This is a genomic window from Pedobacter sp. N23S346 (assembly GCF_048515415.1).
Lineage (GTDB): Bacteria > Bacteroidota > Bacteroidia > Sphingobacteriales > Sphingobacteriaceae > Pedobacter.
The window spans coordinates 89201-104615 of sequence record NZ_JBLYEE010000003.1 but is presented as its reverse complement, the minus strand read 5'-3'; the positions used below and the strand labels follow the sequence as shown (position 1 = coordinate 104615).

Below are 15415 nucleotides of genomic sequence, written 5' to 3'. Positions count from 1 at the left end.
ATTAATCTTCCTTAAAGTTTCCAAAATTTTATGTCATCGCTAAAAACGAACAACGACAGACGAGCAAAGAAAAACGATGGACGATCAACGCCAAACGAAAAACGCCCCTTCACCTCCCAAATATGACATCACGCTTAAATTAATACAAATCGAAACTTTTACCTTCGGATATCCGTTATTAAAAGCACATGAGAGGTTTTCGTTTTTCTGATTACAAGCCTGGCGATACGCCAAAGGGTGGGTTCGATGAGTTGCTGAAATTATTTAGCGAATTGCTAAATTATACTTCAGGAGATGCGGCAGAGGCTTTAAGCTGGCTGAACGAACTCGACAAGCAATATAAATTAACAAATAATGATTACGGCATTGGCGATTTTATCGATGAACTGAAAGATAAAGGCTACCTGACCGAAGATAATAAGTCGGGAGAATTTAAAATCACATCTAAAACCGAGCAAACCATTCGTAAATCTGCATTGGATGAAATTTTTGGAAAGTTAAAAAAATCAGGTCGCGGAAATCACAACAGTAATCAATCGGGTATTGGCGAAGAAAAAAATGCTGATAGACGGGAATATAACTTTGGTGATAGTCTGGATCAGATCGACATGACTGCCTCCATCCAAAATGCGCAGATTAATCATGGCATTGGCGATTTTACCTTAACCGACAGGGATTTAGAAGTAGAAGAAAAGGATTTTAAAACCCTAACTTCAACTGTGTTGATGATTGACATTTCGCACTCCATGATTTTATACGGCGAGGATAGAATTACCCCTGCAAAAAAAGTAGCGATGGCTTTAGCAGAATTAATTAAAACCAAGTACCCTAAAGACACTTTAGACATTGTGGTTTTTGGAAATGATGCCTGGCCAATTACCGTGAAAGATTTACCTTACTTACAGGTTGGCCCTTACCACACCAATACTTTTGCTGGCCTGGAATTGGCTACCGATTTGCTTAGAAGACGTAAAACGCATAATAAGCAAATTTTTATGATTACCGATGGGAAACCAACCTGCCTGAAAGAAAACGGAAAGTATTATAAAAACAGCATGGGACTGGATAGAAAGGTAATTAACAAAACCTTAAATATGGCTGCTCAATGTAAGCGGTTAAAAATCCCAATCACAACATTTATGATTGCTAAAGATCCGTATCTGCAACAATTTGTACGTCAGTTTACCGAAATTAATGGCGGCAGAGCATTCTACAGTTCATTAACAGGATTAGGCGAATACATTTTTGAAGATTATATTAAAAACAGAAGAAAAACAGTAAAGTAGTAATAAGTCCGAAGTCTTTAGTCCGGAGTCGGAAGATATAGTGATAAAAATAGAAATTTACAATTAAGGCGAACCTCATTCCAAATTAAAATGGCTAAACGTACAAACAGGTATAAATTAACATTAGAAGAAATATCTTTAGCAAAAGAAGAAGATATTAACAATGTGCCTTTAACGCTTGAATTTGATAATCACGACAATATATTTAACATTATAAATGCCATTAAAAGTAAAAATATTTTTGATGATGAAAACCAAAGTACTGAGTTTGCCATTGGTTTGAAAATGTTTACAGAAGTAGTTTTAAAAAACAGAGACCAAGAACTTTTCAAAGAACTTCAACCCGCAATTGGTGAGTTTATGAAAAAATTGAAGAGTAAATAACGAATAGTATACATTCCATATATGCAAAATACAACATTAGGCCAGTTAAAGGCTACAAACTATACATCCAGAAGCGTTAAAGAAGAACTTAGGGAAAACCTGATTAAAGTTCTCCGCGATAAAAAAACAGAGTTTGAGGGTATTATCGGTTACGATGAAACAGTAATTCCAGAGTTGCAGACAGCAATTCTTTCCCGTCACAATATTTTACTTTTAGGTTTACGCGGACAAGCGAAAACGCGTATTGCCCGTTTAATGGTTAACCTGTTAGATGAATATGTACCTTACGTTGCCGGAAGCGAAATTTTTGACGATCCGTTGAATCCTATTTCCTGGTTTGCCAGAAATGAAATTGCCACCAAAGGTGATGATACCGAAATTGCTTGGTTGCACCGCAGCGATCGTTATACAGAAAAATTAGCTACACCTGATGTAACCGTTGCCGATTTAATTGGTGATGTTGATCCGATTAAAGCCGCAACTTTAAAATTAACTTATAATGATGAACGTGTGATTCATTTCGGGTTAATTCCACGTGCTCACCGAAGCATTTTTGTAATCAATGAATTGCCGGATTTGCAAGCGCGGATTCAGGTGGCATTATTCAACATGCTGCAAGAAAAAGATATCCAGATTCGTGGTTTCAAACTTCGTTTGCCTTTAGATATTCAGTTTGTATTTACCGCAAACCCGGAAGATTATACCAACCGTGGAAGTATTGTTACGCCATTGAAAGATAGGATTGAAAGTCAGATTTTAACCCACTATCCGAAAAGCATCGAAATTTCCCGCAAAATCACTTTCCAGGAAGCCAAGTTAACCGAATCACAGCGTGCCAATATTGAGGCAGATGGTTTGGTAAAAGACTTAATTGAGCAAATTGCCTTTGAAGCACGTAAAAGTGAATACATTGATCAAAAATCTGGTGTTTCGGCCAGGTTAACCATCTCGGCATACGAAAATTTAATCAGCACTGCTGAACGAAGAATGCTCATCTCCAGTGAGAAGAATACAGCCGTTCGCTTATCAGATTTAGCTGGAATTATTCCGGCCATTACAGGAAAAATCGAACTGGTTTATGAAGGTGAACTGGAAGGACCAGCACATGTAGCCACAACCTTAATTGGTAAAGCGGTAAAAACTTTATTTGCACGTTATTTCCCGGATCCTGAAAAGGCTAAAAAGACAAAAGATACAAACCCCTACACAGAAATTACCGAATGGTTTACTGAAGGAAACAATGTTGATGTTACCGATAGCTTAACCAATATTCAATACAAAAAAGCATTAATGCTGGTACCAAACTTGTACGATACCGTTAAAAAGTTTCATCCAAAATTAAGCGAAAATCAAACCTTGCTTTTAATGGAATTTGTATTGCACGGATTGGCTGAATACTCTCAGTTGAGCAAAAACTATCTGAATGGTGGTTTCGGCTTCAGCGATATGTTTGGCAGTTTGTTTAATGCAGAATTCGATGAAGAAGAGGACGAAGACGATTTTAGATAATTCTATATTTCGATTATAAATTCTTTAATTTTAGGCAGGCCAAAAACCTGCCTTATTTTTTAACTAAAATTTTAAAACCCGATCATGGGAAGATTACCTTTTATCATTGCCGCCTGTATTTTTATCCTCGTCTTCGATGTTTATTGTTTCAAAGCAATTATTTCGGTTTTCAAAAAATGGAAACCATCAACAAAAAAAATCTTCACTGTTGCCTATTGGAGTTATAGCATCCTGCTAATTATTGGCGTTTTTGCCGGAATTTATCTTAATCTCTTTTTAACGCTAAGAGCAATTATTCTTGTGGCATTCTTTTTAACGGTAGCCTGCAAAATGGCAATGTTGCCTTTTTTGGTTTTGGATGACTTACGCAGGTTATTCATCAAAATTTTCAGAAAAAAAACAGTTATCAAAGATCAGCCGATTAGCGAAACAGATCCGATTTCCCGTTCAGAATTCCTGGTTAAAGCAGGTTTAGTAGCCGCTGCCGTACCCTTAACATCGTTAAGTTGGGGCATCATCTCCGGTGCTTACGATTATCAGGTAAGAAGGGTGAATTTGATCTTACCTAACCTTCCAAAAGCATTTGATGGCATCACCATGGCGCAAATCTCCGATATCCACTCTGGTAGTTTCTACAATAAGACAGCTGTTAAAGGTGGTGTGGAACTACTGATGGCAGAAAAACCAGATTTCGTTTTCTTTACCGGCGATTTAGTTAACAACCTCACCAATGAAGTAAAAGATTATCAGGATATATTTTCAAAGGTAAAAGCGCCGCTCGGCGTTTATTCTTCGCTCGGAAACCATGATTATGGCGACTACTACTTTGGAAAAGAATCTTCGCCTGCCAAGGTTAAAAACCTTAAAGACATGGTTGATGTGCATAAAGTTATGGGTTATGACCTCTTGATGAATGAACACCGCAGGTTAAAGGTTGATGGCGAAGAGATTGGTATTTTAGGAATTGAAAACTGGGGAATGGGCCGCTTTCCTAAGTATGGAAAAATGGAACTGGCCGTTCAAAACACAGATGATTTACCGGTAAAATTATTGCTGAGTCACGATCCTTCTCACTGGCGTGGTGAAGTATTACAGAAGTATCCTCAAATCGATGCCATGTTTAGCGGCCATACCCACGGTATGCAGTTTGGTGTTCGGTTAAAAGAATATCAATGGAGTCCTGTTCAATACATTTATAAGGAATGGGCAGGCTTGTATCAGGAACAAAAACAACAGCTTTACGTAAATGTGGGTTACGGTTTCTTAGGTTATCCGGGTAGGGTTGGCGTATTGCCAGAAATTACGGTTTTTACTTTGAAGAGAGCTTAAAATTAATGATTGAGTGAGGAAATAATTGAATGAGAGAATAATTGAATGAGAGAATTTACTAACGAGGTCGTCATTGCGAAATCGATGAAAAATCGATTTCGCAATCTTATTTGTGATATGGTGTAAACAAAAGGAGATTGCTGCGTAAAAACTGCTGTTTTAAACTTACGAAGTTCTCCGTCGCACAGGCCAGCTAAACTTCGTAAGTTGATTTTTCATCGATTGAAGCAATCTCATTCGTGATATGGTGTAAGCAAATGGAGATTGCTTCGTACCTCGCAATGACGATCACCTGATTATCATTTATAATGATTTTAAAAATAAGAAGCCCAAAACAAAAGGCTCCTTTAGTCGGTAATTTACAGCATCGTGCTAAAATCCCCTCATAAAAAACTCAATCATTCTCTAATTAAACCCTATCCCGCATTAAAGCGATATCCAACACCACGAACAGTCTGAAGCAACTGTGGGTTATCAGGATTCAATTCTATCTTCTTCCGTAAGCGAACAATATGCATATCTAGTGTACGTGTATTTACATCAGAGTTGTATCCCCAAACCACCAACATCAGTTCATCACGGTTAATTACCTTACCCGGGTTTCTTAAGAAATAGAGCAGAATTCTGTTTTCTAAAATTGTAAGCTCAATCTTCTTCCCATCTCTGAATAATGTATGAATATTTGGATGGTGCTCCATATTACCAAAACGATGAATCTCGGCAGTATCTTTATTTACAATGAACTTCACCTTACTCTCCAGCATGGCTACCAAAACATCCATATTAAATGGCTTGGTAATATAGTCTGAGGCACCAAAGTTATAGGCATCAATTTTATCTACATCCTGTGCTTTTGCAGTCATCATAATTACCAGGTTCTCGAACCCTTGTTTACGAACACTCTCGCAAACTTCGGCACCTTGCTTTCCGGGCATCATCCAATCTAATAAAACAATATCAGGTTGATCAGCAATAATCATGCGCTCGCCCGATTCGCCATCATTTGCTTCTAATATATGATAGCCTTCAGTTTTTAAACGGTGTGCAACTAAAAAACGAAGATTTTCATCATCTTCTACAATTAATATTTTTACTTCTTTAGACATTTGTGTGTATTTATATGTTGTAATGTTAAAAGATTGAAAAGTTTAAAGGTTGTCAAAACGACATTACAACATTCAAACTTTCCAACATATCCAACGTTTCAATTACATTTTAACTATTATAAGGCAGCACAATTTTAAATTCTGTACCCATACCCACTTTACTTTTAACGGAGATTTCTCCCTCCATAAAGTTAACCAGTTCTTTGCAAAATGCCAAACCAAGACCAACGCTTCCCATTTGGTTATATTCGTTTTGAATCCTGAAAAACTTCTTAAAAATATTATTCAATTCACCTGAAGCAATTCCAATCCCCTTATCGGCAAAACGAAACACCAGCACACCTTTAATTAACTTGGCACTCATGTGAAGCTTCTTATTTTCTGGTTTCGAATACTTGTACGCATTTTCTGCCAGGTTATCGAACAGGCTCCCTAATAACACCGGATCGGTAATGAAGGTTTTAAATCCTACCACTTCATAAGTCATCTTAAAATCGGGGTGTTTCAAAGTGTGCGATTCGATAGTGCTTTCGATAAAATCACTGATATTTACCGTTTCCTGATTCAATTTTATGGCCTTATTTTCAATCTGTGTAAAAGCCAATAACTTATTCATTAAGCCATTCAGTTTATCAGCTTCCTCATCCAATATTTTACCATAAAGCTGTTGTTCTTTCTGGCTCAGCACTGTTGCACTCTTAATATTATTCCCTGCTATTTTTATCACACTAACAGGCGTTTTAAACTCATGCGTAAGGTTATTTACAAAATCGTACTGGAGCTTAAACATCTTGCTATTGATGTTTAAGTTGCGGTAGATTAGAAAAGCCACCAAAAGCAACACACCATAAACCAAGAGCAAAAGCAATGCAATGGGCATAAAATAAATAAAGGTTTCCCTTTTGATATAGGATTTAGAACTGGTAAAATACAACTTAAAATCAGAGAAAGCACCCGGCAAAGCAATCTCGGTGGTTATGTTTTCTTCCGAAGTATCAATTGGATCGTATGTTAAAGGCTCAACCTTAATTTTCTGGTATAATAGTGGCCGGGTATTTACTACTTTAATTTTATTAGGATCAAGCTGAAAAACCAGCATATCTTGTTGATAAACCGGAAGCAGATTTAGCTTGCGCCGCATCATGTCTTTATAAATCTTTAAATCTTCTCTTCTTGGAATATTTAAATAGGTGATTTTGTTAGAATTTACGACTGAAAAATTTGTAAAAAGTTCTTCCTGAGTTGGAACAGCGGCAGTATCTAGCTGATCAACGAATGTAACCAATTTATAGGCCATGGCGTTGAAGTCATCCCCTACCTTGAAAGACCGTGTATCAGATTCAGAAAATAATCGGATAGAATCTGCTGAAATGCCTCTGCCAAACTGAAAAATAGATTTAGGACCAATGGATAGGTCCCCTACATTCATCCCATCCTTTACGGCAATGTTTTTCACTTCAGTGTCGTAAAACGTAACCCTCGAAACAAATGGATATTTTACAATAATGGTATCTACAAATTTTGCGGCTGTGGCAGAATCAAGGAAGCCATTGTAATACGAAATCTCGGGCATTTTATTCTGGAAGAAATCATTGTAGGGCTTTATGCTTTGCTCCAGAACATTTACCTTTTCTGATACAAACTCATTTTCTATCGATTTTTTACTGAAGTTGAACGCCAGAAAGAGAGAAAGTATAAATAAGATTGAGATTAATACAATGAAGGTAACACCCAGCGAGAAATTTTTGCGATAGCCGCTTTTCTTATCCAGCGCCATACCTTATTTCTTACTGATATTAGTCTTTAAAAATTCTTCTAACGCTTTGTATAAGGCAGTTCGCCCTTGCTGTCTTTTAATTGGATTCGGTCCTTCCTCTTTTTCAATATACGTTACCGGCACATTTCGCTTTTTTAGTTCTTTAATAAACTGAACACCTTCGGCCACATTTACCCTGGGATCTTTAGGATTCTGGGCAATAAAAATCGGCGATTTAAACCGATCTGCGTGAAAAACAGGAGATGCAAAACGTAGGTAATCTGTATCTGTTACCGGGTTGCCAATAATTTCATAATACATCTGTAAATTCGACTTTAGGAATGGCGGAATTCCTTTCAGGTAACTAAATAAATTAATTACGCCAGAATTAGATCCTCCACAGCTATAAATATCGGAATTTTTATACAAACAATTTAATGCAATATACCCTCCAAAACCATTCCCATAAATGGCGATTTTTTTTGGATCTGCAATTTTCTGATCAATCAGCCAACGTGCACCATCATTCACATCTTCCTGAATTTTATCACTCCATTCCTTAAAACCCGCCGCATAGAATGATTTGCCATATCCTGTTGAACCACGATAATTTACCTGCAACACCGCATAACCCCGATTGGCTAAAAACTGCACTTCTGCATTATAACCCCACGAATTTCTTCCACCCGGACCATTATGCGGCAAAACAACTACCGGCAAATTAGTTTTCTTTTGGCCTCGTGGTAATGTTAAATAGCCATTAATGGTTAAACTATCTGAGCTTCTGAAACTTATTGGTTTCATAGCGCTCATCATTTCTTCCTTAATAGACGAGTTGATATCTGTAAGTTTCTTAAGTTTATTTTCGCTGGCTGTATACAGATAATAAGAACCTGGATTTTTATCAGTAAACGTCCTCACGATGAAAACATTATCCATCTTATCCTTATCCATGATGCGCCATTCTGTACCCGGCAAAAGCTTGTCTATTTTACTGTAAGTCAATTTCGAACTGTCATCAAGGTAATACTTCTGCTTTTTCCAGGTTTCGCAGGTAACAAACATAATCTTATTTTGAGTTCTGGAATACCTGGTTTCTACCACGTTCAGTGTATCATTGGCAAACAATACCTTTTTCTCTTTACCTGTTTTTAAATCCAATGCCACCAAGGCATTTTTATCCCGGTTAGCATTAGAGATTGCATATAAAACATTGGGCTCATTTTCAGGGAAAGCAATTGGCTGAAACGTTGTTTCAAAATTATTGGTGATTACAGGTGCAAAGGGTTTACTTTCATTTTCCCGGTAAAGCAGCGTTTCGTTCACGCCATCACTAGCAACAGCGATCTTTAGGATTCCCTTATTATCGGTCATCCATTCGGTAATATTACCTGGATTTTTTGCAGCGATTTCCATTTTTCCATTACGCACATTTAAGCGATAAACATCAAAAACAGTAGAATCTCTCTTGTTTGAAGCGACAATAATATACTTATCATCGATCAACTGGTCTTCAATAACCCGTACCCGGGTTTTCTCGTTCGAACTCAGCTGAACCTGTTTACTGCCATCTTTGTTAATCACAAACAGATCAGACCGGCGTTCTTTGGTATCGTCTTCAGTGTAGTAAATCAATTCATTATTGCTGGTCCAGAAGTGGAAGCTGATCGATTTTTCAGTGAGGTGAGTAAGTTGAACACTTTTTCCACTTGAGAGATTTTCGACAAAAAGATCCAGTTTTTTATCCTGCAGTTTTAGATAAGAAAGGCTTTTACCATCTGGCGAGATGCGATAATAAGCTTTATCCTGAGTTTTAAAGAAATCATCTACAGGGATAATATTCACATCTTCCGAACCTTTACAAGCACAGATCACAGCAATTATAATCAATAGAATAACTCTTTTCAACATAAATAATTTCCTCACAGGGACAACAAAAATAGGCATCCCAACCACTTAACTACGTTTTACACTAACAATGTTACTTTCATCCTGAATGCAGGCATGCTGGTCAATTTAGTATTTATCAGAAACAGACAAAACAAAATACAGGTAACATTCTTATTAAAATTTAAGCGACCGCTGCCTGTGTTAAACTAAATCCATTTAGCCAATCTTTAAGCGTAAACCTTTTACCTTTCAGGGCTTTTTACTACATTTAAATTTTACAAATCAGGATTATGAATCGTTTAATCGTCTTCGCTTTTTTTCTTTTGAGCTTTAGTGTAAAGGCACAGATTTCACGCAACGATCAATATTTTACAAACGATGAAAGTGCTTTAGCCGTACAATATTACCGGGATGGCGATTATGAAAAGGCTGCTGTGTTATTAGAAAAGATCCTTACTAACCCCAATAATCAGGGATATTTTGATGTTTATTTCAATACTTTAATCAAACTTAACCGTTATGATGTTGCCGAAAAATTAGTTAAAAAATTCGTAAAGCAAAACCCTGGAAATGATGCTTATCCAATAGCACTTGGCAAGCTTTACCAGGAAAAGGGCGATGTTGGAGCGGCGAATAAAATCTTCAATGAGATCATTGCCAAACTACCCAAAGACGAATTTAAAATCAGGAATCTGGCTAATAATTTTTATCGGTTTGAAAACTATGATTTAGCAGTTCAAACTTTCAAACAGGGAAGAAAATTGTTAGGTGACGATAAGCTTTTTGCCCTGGAACTATTAAACATCTACCGCTTCAAAAAAGATAAGCCAATGCTGATGCAGGAATATCTGGATATCTTAAACTCGATTCCGCAATTGCTGCCACAAGCAAAAAGCACCTTATCAATGATTTTTGAGGATAAAAATGATTATCAGATTTTTCAGACTGCAATATTGAGAAAAATTCAAAAAGAACCTGATGCGGAAGTTTATATCAATCTATTAACCTGGAATTATATTCAGCAACAGGAGTTCGACATGGCCTTGCGACAACTGATTGCTTTTGATAAACGGACGAAAGCAGATGGCGGAACTTTATTTAATGCCGTCTCCACTTTTGTAGATAATGGTGCTTATGAAACCGCTATAAAAGCTTATGAATATCTGTTAACCAAGGGGAAGGAAAGCCAATATTATCTTCCAGCGAAGATTGAAATGTTAAACACGAAATATAATCTTCAAACTTCTGGTAAATATACGGCAGCTGAACTGGTCGCATTGGCTAAAGATTATCAGGTTTTGCTGGAGGAAAATGGGAAAAATAAAAACACCTTATTTGCCATTAAAAAATTGGCTAACCTGCAGGCTTATCACTTAAATCAACCAGGTAATGCCGAAAAAAGCCTGGAAGAAGCACTCCATTTACCGGGAATTAATTCATCAGATATCGGACAACTAAAATTAGATTTGGGCGATGTTTACATTTTGACAAATCAACCTTGGGAGTCCTTTCTGGTTTATGAACAGGTAAGTAAGCAATTTGAAGGGCAACCGATTGGAAATGAAGCACGATTTAGAAGTGCTAAACTTTCATTTTATCAAGGCAATTTTGAGTACAGCAACGGCCAGTGTCTGGTACTTAAAGCAGCAACGTCGCAGCTGATCGCAAATGATGCCCTTAATTTAAGCCTGCTGATTTCTGATAACATTCAAACACCAATAGATAGTAATGCATTAAAAATGTATGCAGATGCAGAAATGTTGCTGTTCAGAAATTTGCCGATGCGAGCCGTTAAAAAATTGGATAGCATCGCGGTTACTTATCCCGAAAATGGTTTAGCAGATGCCGTTCTAATGAGTAAGGCAAGAATCTTTATTAAATCTGGCGATTTTCAAAAAGCAGCTGATTTACTAAAAAAGGTGGCAGATAATTTCAAGGATGGTATCTGGACCGACGACGCTTTATTTACGTTGGGAGATTTGTACGAAAAGAAACTTAATGATGTGGCGCAAGCAAAAAGCTATTTCCAAAAACTGATTACCGATTATCCAGGCAGTATGTTTAGCAATGAAGCCAGAAAAAGGTTCAGAAATTTACGTGGCGACGGCATTTAATAGTTGATCATTTTATCTACTGCTGAATATTAGCATTCCATTTTTTCTTCCACATTACTTAGCTATCTTTGCAATATGCTTTTATATAATGTTACGCTGATTTTAGAAGAATCTGCAGCTGATGAATGGTTGAAGTGGATGCAGGAAACTCATATTCCAGAGGTGATGGCGACCGGAATGTTTGTTTCCAACCGCTTATTAAAAGTTTTGGATTCCCCAAATGAAGGCGTTACCTATTGCACACAGTATGTAGCAGAAAGTATGGAAAATTACGACCAGTACCAACAGATTTACGCACCAGCTTTGCAGGAGGATTTAAACGAAAGATTTAAAAATCGTTTTGTTGCTTACAGAACGTTGATGGAGTTCGTACCCCCAACTCTCTAAAAGAAGGCTTTGAAAGGCTCAGATTTATGCAAGCCGATAAGCAAAAAAGTTAGCTCTTCTTACATAAACGATAGACAGGCAAGTCCCCTTTAGAGGATTTAGGGGTTTAACTTCTCATTATTCCTATGTCGGTCTGCATCGCGAATACTCTTTTTTTCTAAATTTTTCTCAAAGGCTTCTGTTAAATTGATGCCTGTTTGGTTGGCCAGGCAAATCAGCACGAACATTACATCGGCCATTTCATCAGCAAGATTTACGTCTTCATCGCTTTTTTTGAATGATTGCTCGCCATATTTCCGGGCCATAATCCGAGCCACTTCACCAACTTCCTCCATCAAAATTGCTGTGTTTGTGAGTTCATTAAAATATCTTATGCCAGTGGTGTTGATCCATTGATCTACTGTTTCTTGCGCTTCGCTGATGGTCATATTTTTCTTTTATTTTTTACTGGGTTAAATTTCATAATTTAGGCTGATATAAAAATTTATATTTCTCAATATAATACGCTAAATAATCTAAATTGATCTTATGACTACGCTCTTCAGTGAAAAACAACAAAAAGCAATCGAATCTATTTGGATTTTAGGTGCAATTGTAGCCTTTCTGCAAATCAGCTGCTATTTTGTAGATAGCTACGGACCAGAGACTGTGGCCTATGATTATTTATGGAGGATACAAACCTGGTTTCTGGAGAGCTTGATTTTTGCATGGTATTTTTATAAAAACCGAATGTTATCAAAAGCGATTATTATTCAATTATTATTTTCGCCCTACTATATATTTAAGAAAGATTGGCCGAGTTTTATCGATTATCATTTTGATTTTGGCGATAGTGCGTTAATTTATCAGGTTATTGATATTCTCTGTTTCTTTATACCAATACTCCTGTTTGCTATGTTTTATTTCAAAGCAGAAGGTAAAACCAGTAATATTTCAAAAATTAAGGCAACGCTGATACAAATTATTTTTACCTTAATTTTCAGTGTAACCATCTCTTCTGATCCTGATTCTTTATACAAACTCATCGGAAGTTTTAGCACCAGCAATCTTTATTTAAAAGATGCCATAGTGTCTATTATATTCATAATCGTATCACTTAAAATGATCTCGGTTTTAGTTGGATTCTTCTACCTTTCCAATAGAATCTACAGCACGAAACAGGTTTTAAATCCTTTAGATGAACAGCCCGTATCAACCAGTTTTTTCAAATGGGGCTTTTTAATTAGCTATCCCATCTTACTGCTTTCTGTATTAGATATGGGTGCATCAGCATTGACGGTTTCTTTCTCTTTTTCAGCTATAGAATTCTCGACATTATTCTATATTTCCGCTAATTTGGTTGTGCTTTTCATCTGTGGAAGGTTTTTCGCCACGTTAATTCAGTACCGAAACTTCACGCTGAAACGCTACTTCGGTGTAGTGAATGCAATGTCGATTTTACCAGTAATCAATCTGGCTTCATTCTTCACCTTACTTTTATTTAAGCAAAACCCAGAAACAACCGGCAGTTATATCGATAAATTAAAACAGAACAGAAATGTACATTTGATTATTTATGTAGCGCTGCTCGTTTTGTACTACACCTACAATTATTTCTCAGCGAAACCAGATTACAGAACCTTTGAGCCACTGTACAAATTGGTGGTTTTTACTATATCTGTTATTCTGCTGGCTAGATTTAAGTGGAGTACAAAGGTAATCCCGTTTTTAGCGGTGATCATTTTATATTATGCTGATCTTAAAGATTTTTTCGATTTTGCAGATGGGCTCTGGCCCTTCATTCAGAAAAAATTAATTTCTTTTGTATGGATTGGAACTTTAGCCATGTTCATCACCTATTATATTATAGATTACATTTTGCATAAATGCTTTTACACGCCTTACTTTGAAAAGCATAACCGCGATGACTTCGAAACTTATATAAATAAATTTCAGTAGGATTACGATTTCCGCAAAATTATCGACAATTTACTTCCAAAAATGCTGCCCTGACTTGATCTTTCACTGAGTTTAAAATCAAAAGAATATTCACCATCTTTTGGCGCAGTAAATTTCTTGCTTTCCGTTTCATACTCATGCACCGTATAATAAACAGTACTATCGCCCGCAGAGTTACTTTGGTTGTAAGATTCCTCTGTTTCTTTTGAATTAATGATATGATCTCCGGCGCTCACATTCAAGCTATCAAAAAGAATTGATTGTCCTTTATTTTCTACATTGAATTTTACGTTAAACGCTGCTCCTTCGTCTTCGCTACTTTTTGAAACCTTAGACCAAATGGTTACCACATCACCCTTTTTCAAACTCACGTTTTCTGCAGATACAATTTCGCCTGTTGCCAATTCCAATACTGTTAATTCTTTCCCTACAGGGTTACAAGAGCTAAAACCTAGAATAAATAAAACTGGAAATAAATAATTTCTATACATATTTTGAGATCGTTAAGGGTTAGCTGTTGTGTTTAGGGTGTAATGCTTACTGAAATAGCTGAACATTTTTACAAAAAAATCGGCGTCGGATGGGGATAGATCTTTATCAGTCTTCAGAAGAAAATTTATTCCTTTATAATCAACAGGACAAAATACAGTTGTTTCGGTACGGGATAAGCTTCCATTGTCATTTTTCGAACTAGCTGTAACCACGTAACAGCCCGTTTCTTCCTTAATCTGATAAGAAAATCTGCTATCCAAACTAAGAATTTCTTGTCTCTCATAATAATCTGTTTCACTTATCTTATTCGCTTTAACCTGATCTATATTTTTATAGAAATTAAGTAAAGCTTCTGACGATGGCCTGAACAATTTAACGAAAGTATAGTTACCTGGCGTTCTTGGAGAAACCTCTTCATTGGGAGCCAGAAAAAATTTAAGCTCTTTCTCCATTTTCCTGAACATGCCGTTTACCCAATTTACTTCCAGAATGGGCATGTTTTGAATATAATCGTTCCAGGACGTAAATTTAGCAGGTGAATAATCTGTAGACATTAGGCTTTTTGCATGCTTTATAAGATGCATAGAAAGCTCCAGTTTTTCCTTTTTAGGATATTTTTGAGTCCAGCTGATTTCACCTTTGTAAAAAAGAAAACATTTTTTCACGTCATCATATTGAATGCTATAGGTAAGGAAAGTTTCGCCATCACTGTAAACAATACTGTTTTCATCTTCGTAATAAATCGCATCTATCTTTCCGTCGCCAGCTTTTAGATCAGCTATAGAAAAGCGTTTTGGATCATTTCCTGGAATGATATAAACCCCTTCATCATAAAGCCTTTCACTCCTGGTAAAAAAATTATTTAAACTAACATTTAAAAAACTAGTATCGATTTTAGCGAGATTTATATTTCCCAATACAACCTCTTCCGGGCTAACCTTATTCACTTCAAAATCACAATTTTCGGGGATGGTTAAGGAATATGTTTGATCGATTAAAACGGTTTTCAAAGGCAGTTTTAAATTCATGATCCTTTGATATTCAGCTTTGGAAACCTCTTCAATATCATCAACCGTAGGGTCTTCAGCGGTATCGGTTTTTACAATTCGTTTGCATGCACCGAAAAAGGCAGTTAATAACAGTATAAATATAAGGTGTTTTTTGATAGAGAAAGTTGAGCGTGCGTTCATCATAATTTTTTAGAAGATTATCAAATATATAATT

The 15415-nt window shown here is 36.4% G+C and carries 13 protein-coding genes; 7 read left to right on the top strand and 6 right to left on the bottom strand.

Annotated elements, in window-relative coordinates:
- Nucleotides 1-188: 188 nt before the first annotated feature.
- The 4 genes from ACN1CD_RS07325 (at nt 189) to ACN1CD_RS07310 (ending at nt 4508) form a co-directional block, all read left to right on the top strand.
- Complete coding sequence (locus tag ACN1CD_RS07325; RefSeq protein ID WP_419129761.1) at nt 189-1286, top strand: vWA domain-containing protein; 1098 nt, start codon at nt 189-191, stop codon at nt 1284-1286.
- A 90-nt stretch (nt 1287-1376) separates the two neighbouring features.
- The gene (locus ACN1CD_RS07320; protein WP_419129760.1) at nt 1377-1670 is read left to right on the top strand and encodes a DUF3861 domain-containing protein; all 294 of its coding nucleotides are present in this window, start codon (nt 1377-1379) and stop codon (nt 1668-1670) included.
- A 21-nt stretch (nt 1671-1691) separates the two neighbouring features.
- Complete coding sequence (locus tag ACN1CD_RS07315) at nt 1692-3179, top strand: magnesium chelatase (RefSeq protein WP_419129759.1); 1488 nt, start codon at nt 1692-1694, stop codon at nt 3177-3179.
- Between the two features lie 84 nt (nt 3180-3263).
- Nucleotides 3264-4508, top strand: a complete 1245-nt coding sequence (locus ACN1CD_RS07310; protein WP_419129758.1) for a metallophosphoesterase — start codon at nt 3264-3266, stop codon at nt 4506-4508.
- 416 nt (nt 4509-4924) lie between these two features.
- Here ACN1CD_RS07310 and ACN1CD_RS07305 read toward each other — a convergent pair whose 3' ends face one another.
- The 3 genes from ACN1CD_RS07305 to ACN1CD_RS07295 form a co-directional block, all read right to left on the bottom strand.
- The gene (locus tag ACN1CD_RS07305) at nt 4925-5614 is read right to left on the bottom strand and encodes a response regulator transcription factor (protein WP_419129757.1); all 690 of its coding nucleotides are present in this window, start codon (nt 5612-5614) and stop codon (nt 4925-4927) included.
- A 109-nt stretch (nt 5615-5723) separates the two neighbouring features.
- A complete protein-coding gene (locus tag ACN1CD_RS07300) occupies nt 5724-7391 on the bottom strand; it encodes a sensor histidine kinase (RefSeq protein WP_419129756.1) in 1668 nt (555 codons plus the stop codon).
- Between the two features lie 3 nt (nt 7392-7394).
- On the bottom strand, nt 7395-9281 hold the full coding sequence (locus ACN1CD_RS07295) for a S9 family peptidase (protein WP_419129755.1): 1887 nt from the start codon (nt 9279-9281) through the stop codon (nt 7395-7397).
- A 269-nt stretch (nt 9282-9550) separates the two neighbouring features.
- Between ACN1CD_RS07295 and ACN1CD_RS07290 the strand changes: the two genes are divergently transcribed.
- Both ACN1CD_RS07290 and ACN1CD_RS07285 read left to right on the top strand, forming a co-directional pair.
- Nucleotides 9551-11374, top strand: coding sequence for a tetratricopeptide repeat protein (locus ACN1CD_RS07290; protein WP_419129754.1), 1824 nt, complete (start codon nt 9551-9553; stop codon nt 11372-11374).
- Between the two features lie 75 nt (nt 11375-11449).
- Nucleotides 11450-11761: a DUF4286 family protein gene (locus ACN1CD_RS07285; protein ID WP_419129753.1), complete on the top strand. Its 312-nt coding sequence runs from the start codon at nt 11450-11452 to the stop codon at nt 11759-11761.
- Nucleotides 11762-11859: 98 nt separating this feature from the next.
- Here ACN1CD_RS07285 and ACN1CD_RS07280 read toward each other — a convergent pair whose 3' ends face one another.
- On the bottom strand, nt 11860-12189 hold the full coding sequence (locus ACN1CD_RS07280) for a nucleotide pyrophosphohydrolase (protein WP_419129752.1): 330 nt from the start codon (nt 12187-12189) through the stop codon (nt 11860-11862).
- 100 nt (nt 12190-12289) lie between these two features.
- Between ACN1CD_RS07280 and ACN1CD_RS07275 the strand changes: the two genes are divergently transcribed.
- On the top strand, nt 12290-13699 hold the full coding sequence (locus ACN1CD_RS07275; RefSeq protein WP_419129751.1) for a hypothetical protein: 1410 nt from the start codon (nt 12290-12292) through the stop codon (nt 13697-13699).
- Between the two features lie 2 nt (nt 13700-13701).
- Here ACN1CD_RS07275 and ACN1CD_RS07270 read toward each other — a convergent pair whose 3' ends face one another.
- Both ACN1CD_RS07270 and ACN1CD_RS07265 read right to left on the bottom strand, forming a co-directional pair.
- Complete coding sequence (locus tag ACN1CD_RS07270) at nt 13702-14190, bottom strand: hypothetical protein (protein ID WP_419129750.1); 489 nt, start codon at nt 14188-14190, stop codon at nt 13702-13704.
- 12 nt (nt 14191-14202) lie between these two features.
- On the bottom strand, nt 14203-15384 hold the full coding sequence (locus tag ACN1CD_RS07265; protein WP_419129749.1) for a hypothetical protein: 1182 nt from the start codon (nt 15382-15384) through the stop codon (nt 14203-14205).
- Nucleotides 15385-15415: the final 31 nt, after the last annotated feature.

What these genes read in the sequence shown, in the direction of transcription:
- ACN1CD_RS07265 (WP_419129749.1), bottom strand. Translation starts at nt 15,384, where the DNA reads ATGATGAACGCACGCTCAACTTTCTCTATCAAAAAACACCTTATATTT.
- ACN1CD_RS07285 (WP_419129753.1), top strand. Translation starts at nt 11,450, where the DNA reads ATGCTTTTATATAATGTTACGCTGATTTTAGAAGAATCTGCAGCTGAT.
- ACN1CD_RS07290 (WP_419129754.1), top strand. Translation starts at nt 9,551, where the DNA reads ATGAATCGTTTAATCGTCTTCGCTTTTTTTCTTTTGAGCTTTAGTGTA.
- ACN1CD_RS07295 (WP_419129755.1), bottom strand. Translation starts at nt 9,281, where the DNA reads ATGTTGAAAAGAGTTATTCTATTGATTATAATTGCTGTGATCTGTGCT.
- ACN1CD_RS07315 (WP_419129759.1), top strand. Translation starts at nt 1,692, where the DNA reads ATGCAAAATACAACATTAGGCCAGTTAAAGGCTACAAACTATACATCC.
- ACN1CD_RS07305 (WP_419129757.1), bottom strand. Translation starts at nt 5,614, where the DNA reads ATGTCTAAAGAAGTAAAAATATTAATTGTAGAAGATGATGAAAATCTT.
- ACN1CD_RS07280 (WP_419129752.1), bottom strand. Translation starts at nt 12,189, where the DNA reads ATGACCATCAGCGAAGCGCAAGAAACAGTAGATCAATGGATCAACACC.
- ACN1CD_RS07270 (WP_419129750.1), bottom strand. Translation starts at nt 14,190, where the DNA reads ATGTATAGAAATTATTTATTTCCAGTTTTATTTATTCTAGGTTTTAGC.
- ACN1CD_RS07300 (WP_419129756.1), bottom strand. Translation starts at nt 7,391, where the DNA reads ATGGCGCTGGATAAGAAAAGCGGCTATCGCAAAAATTTCTCGCTGGGT.
- ACN1CD_RS07275 (WP_419129751.1), top strand. Translation starts at nt 12,290, where the DNA reads ATGACTACGCTCTTCAGTGAAAAACAACAAAAAGCAATCGAATCTATT.
- ACN1CD_RS07320 (WP_419129760.1), top strand. Translation starts at nt 1,377, where the DNA reads ATGGCTAAACGTACAAACAGGTATAAATTAACATTAGAAGAAATATCT.
- ACN1CD_RS07310 (WP_419129758.1), top strand. Translation starts at nt 3,264, where the DNA reads ATGGGAAGATTACCTTTTATCATTGCCGCCTGTATTTTTATCCTCGTC.
- ACN1CD_RS07325 (WP_419129761.1), top strand. Translation starts at nt 189, where the DNA reads ATGAGAGGTTTTCGTTTTTCTGATTACAAGCCTGGCGATACGCCAAAG.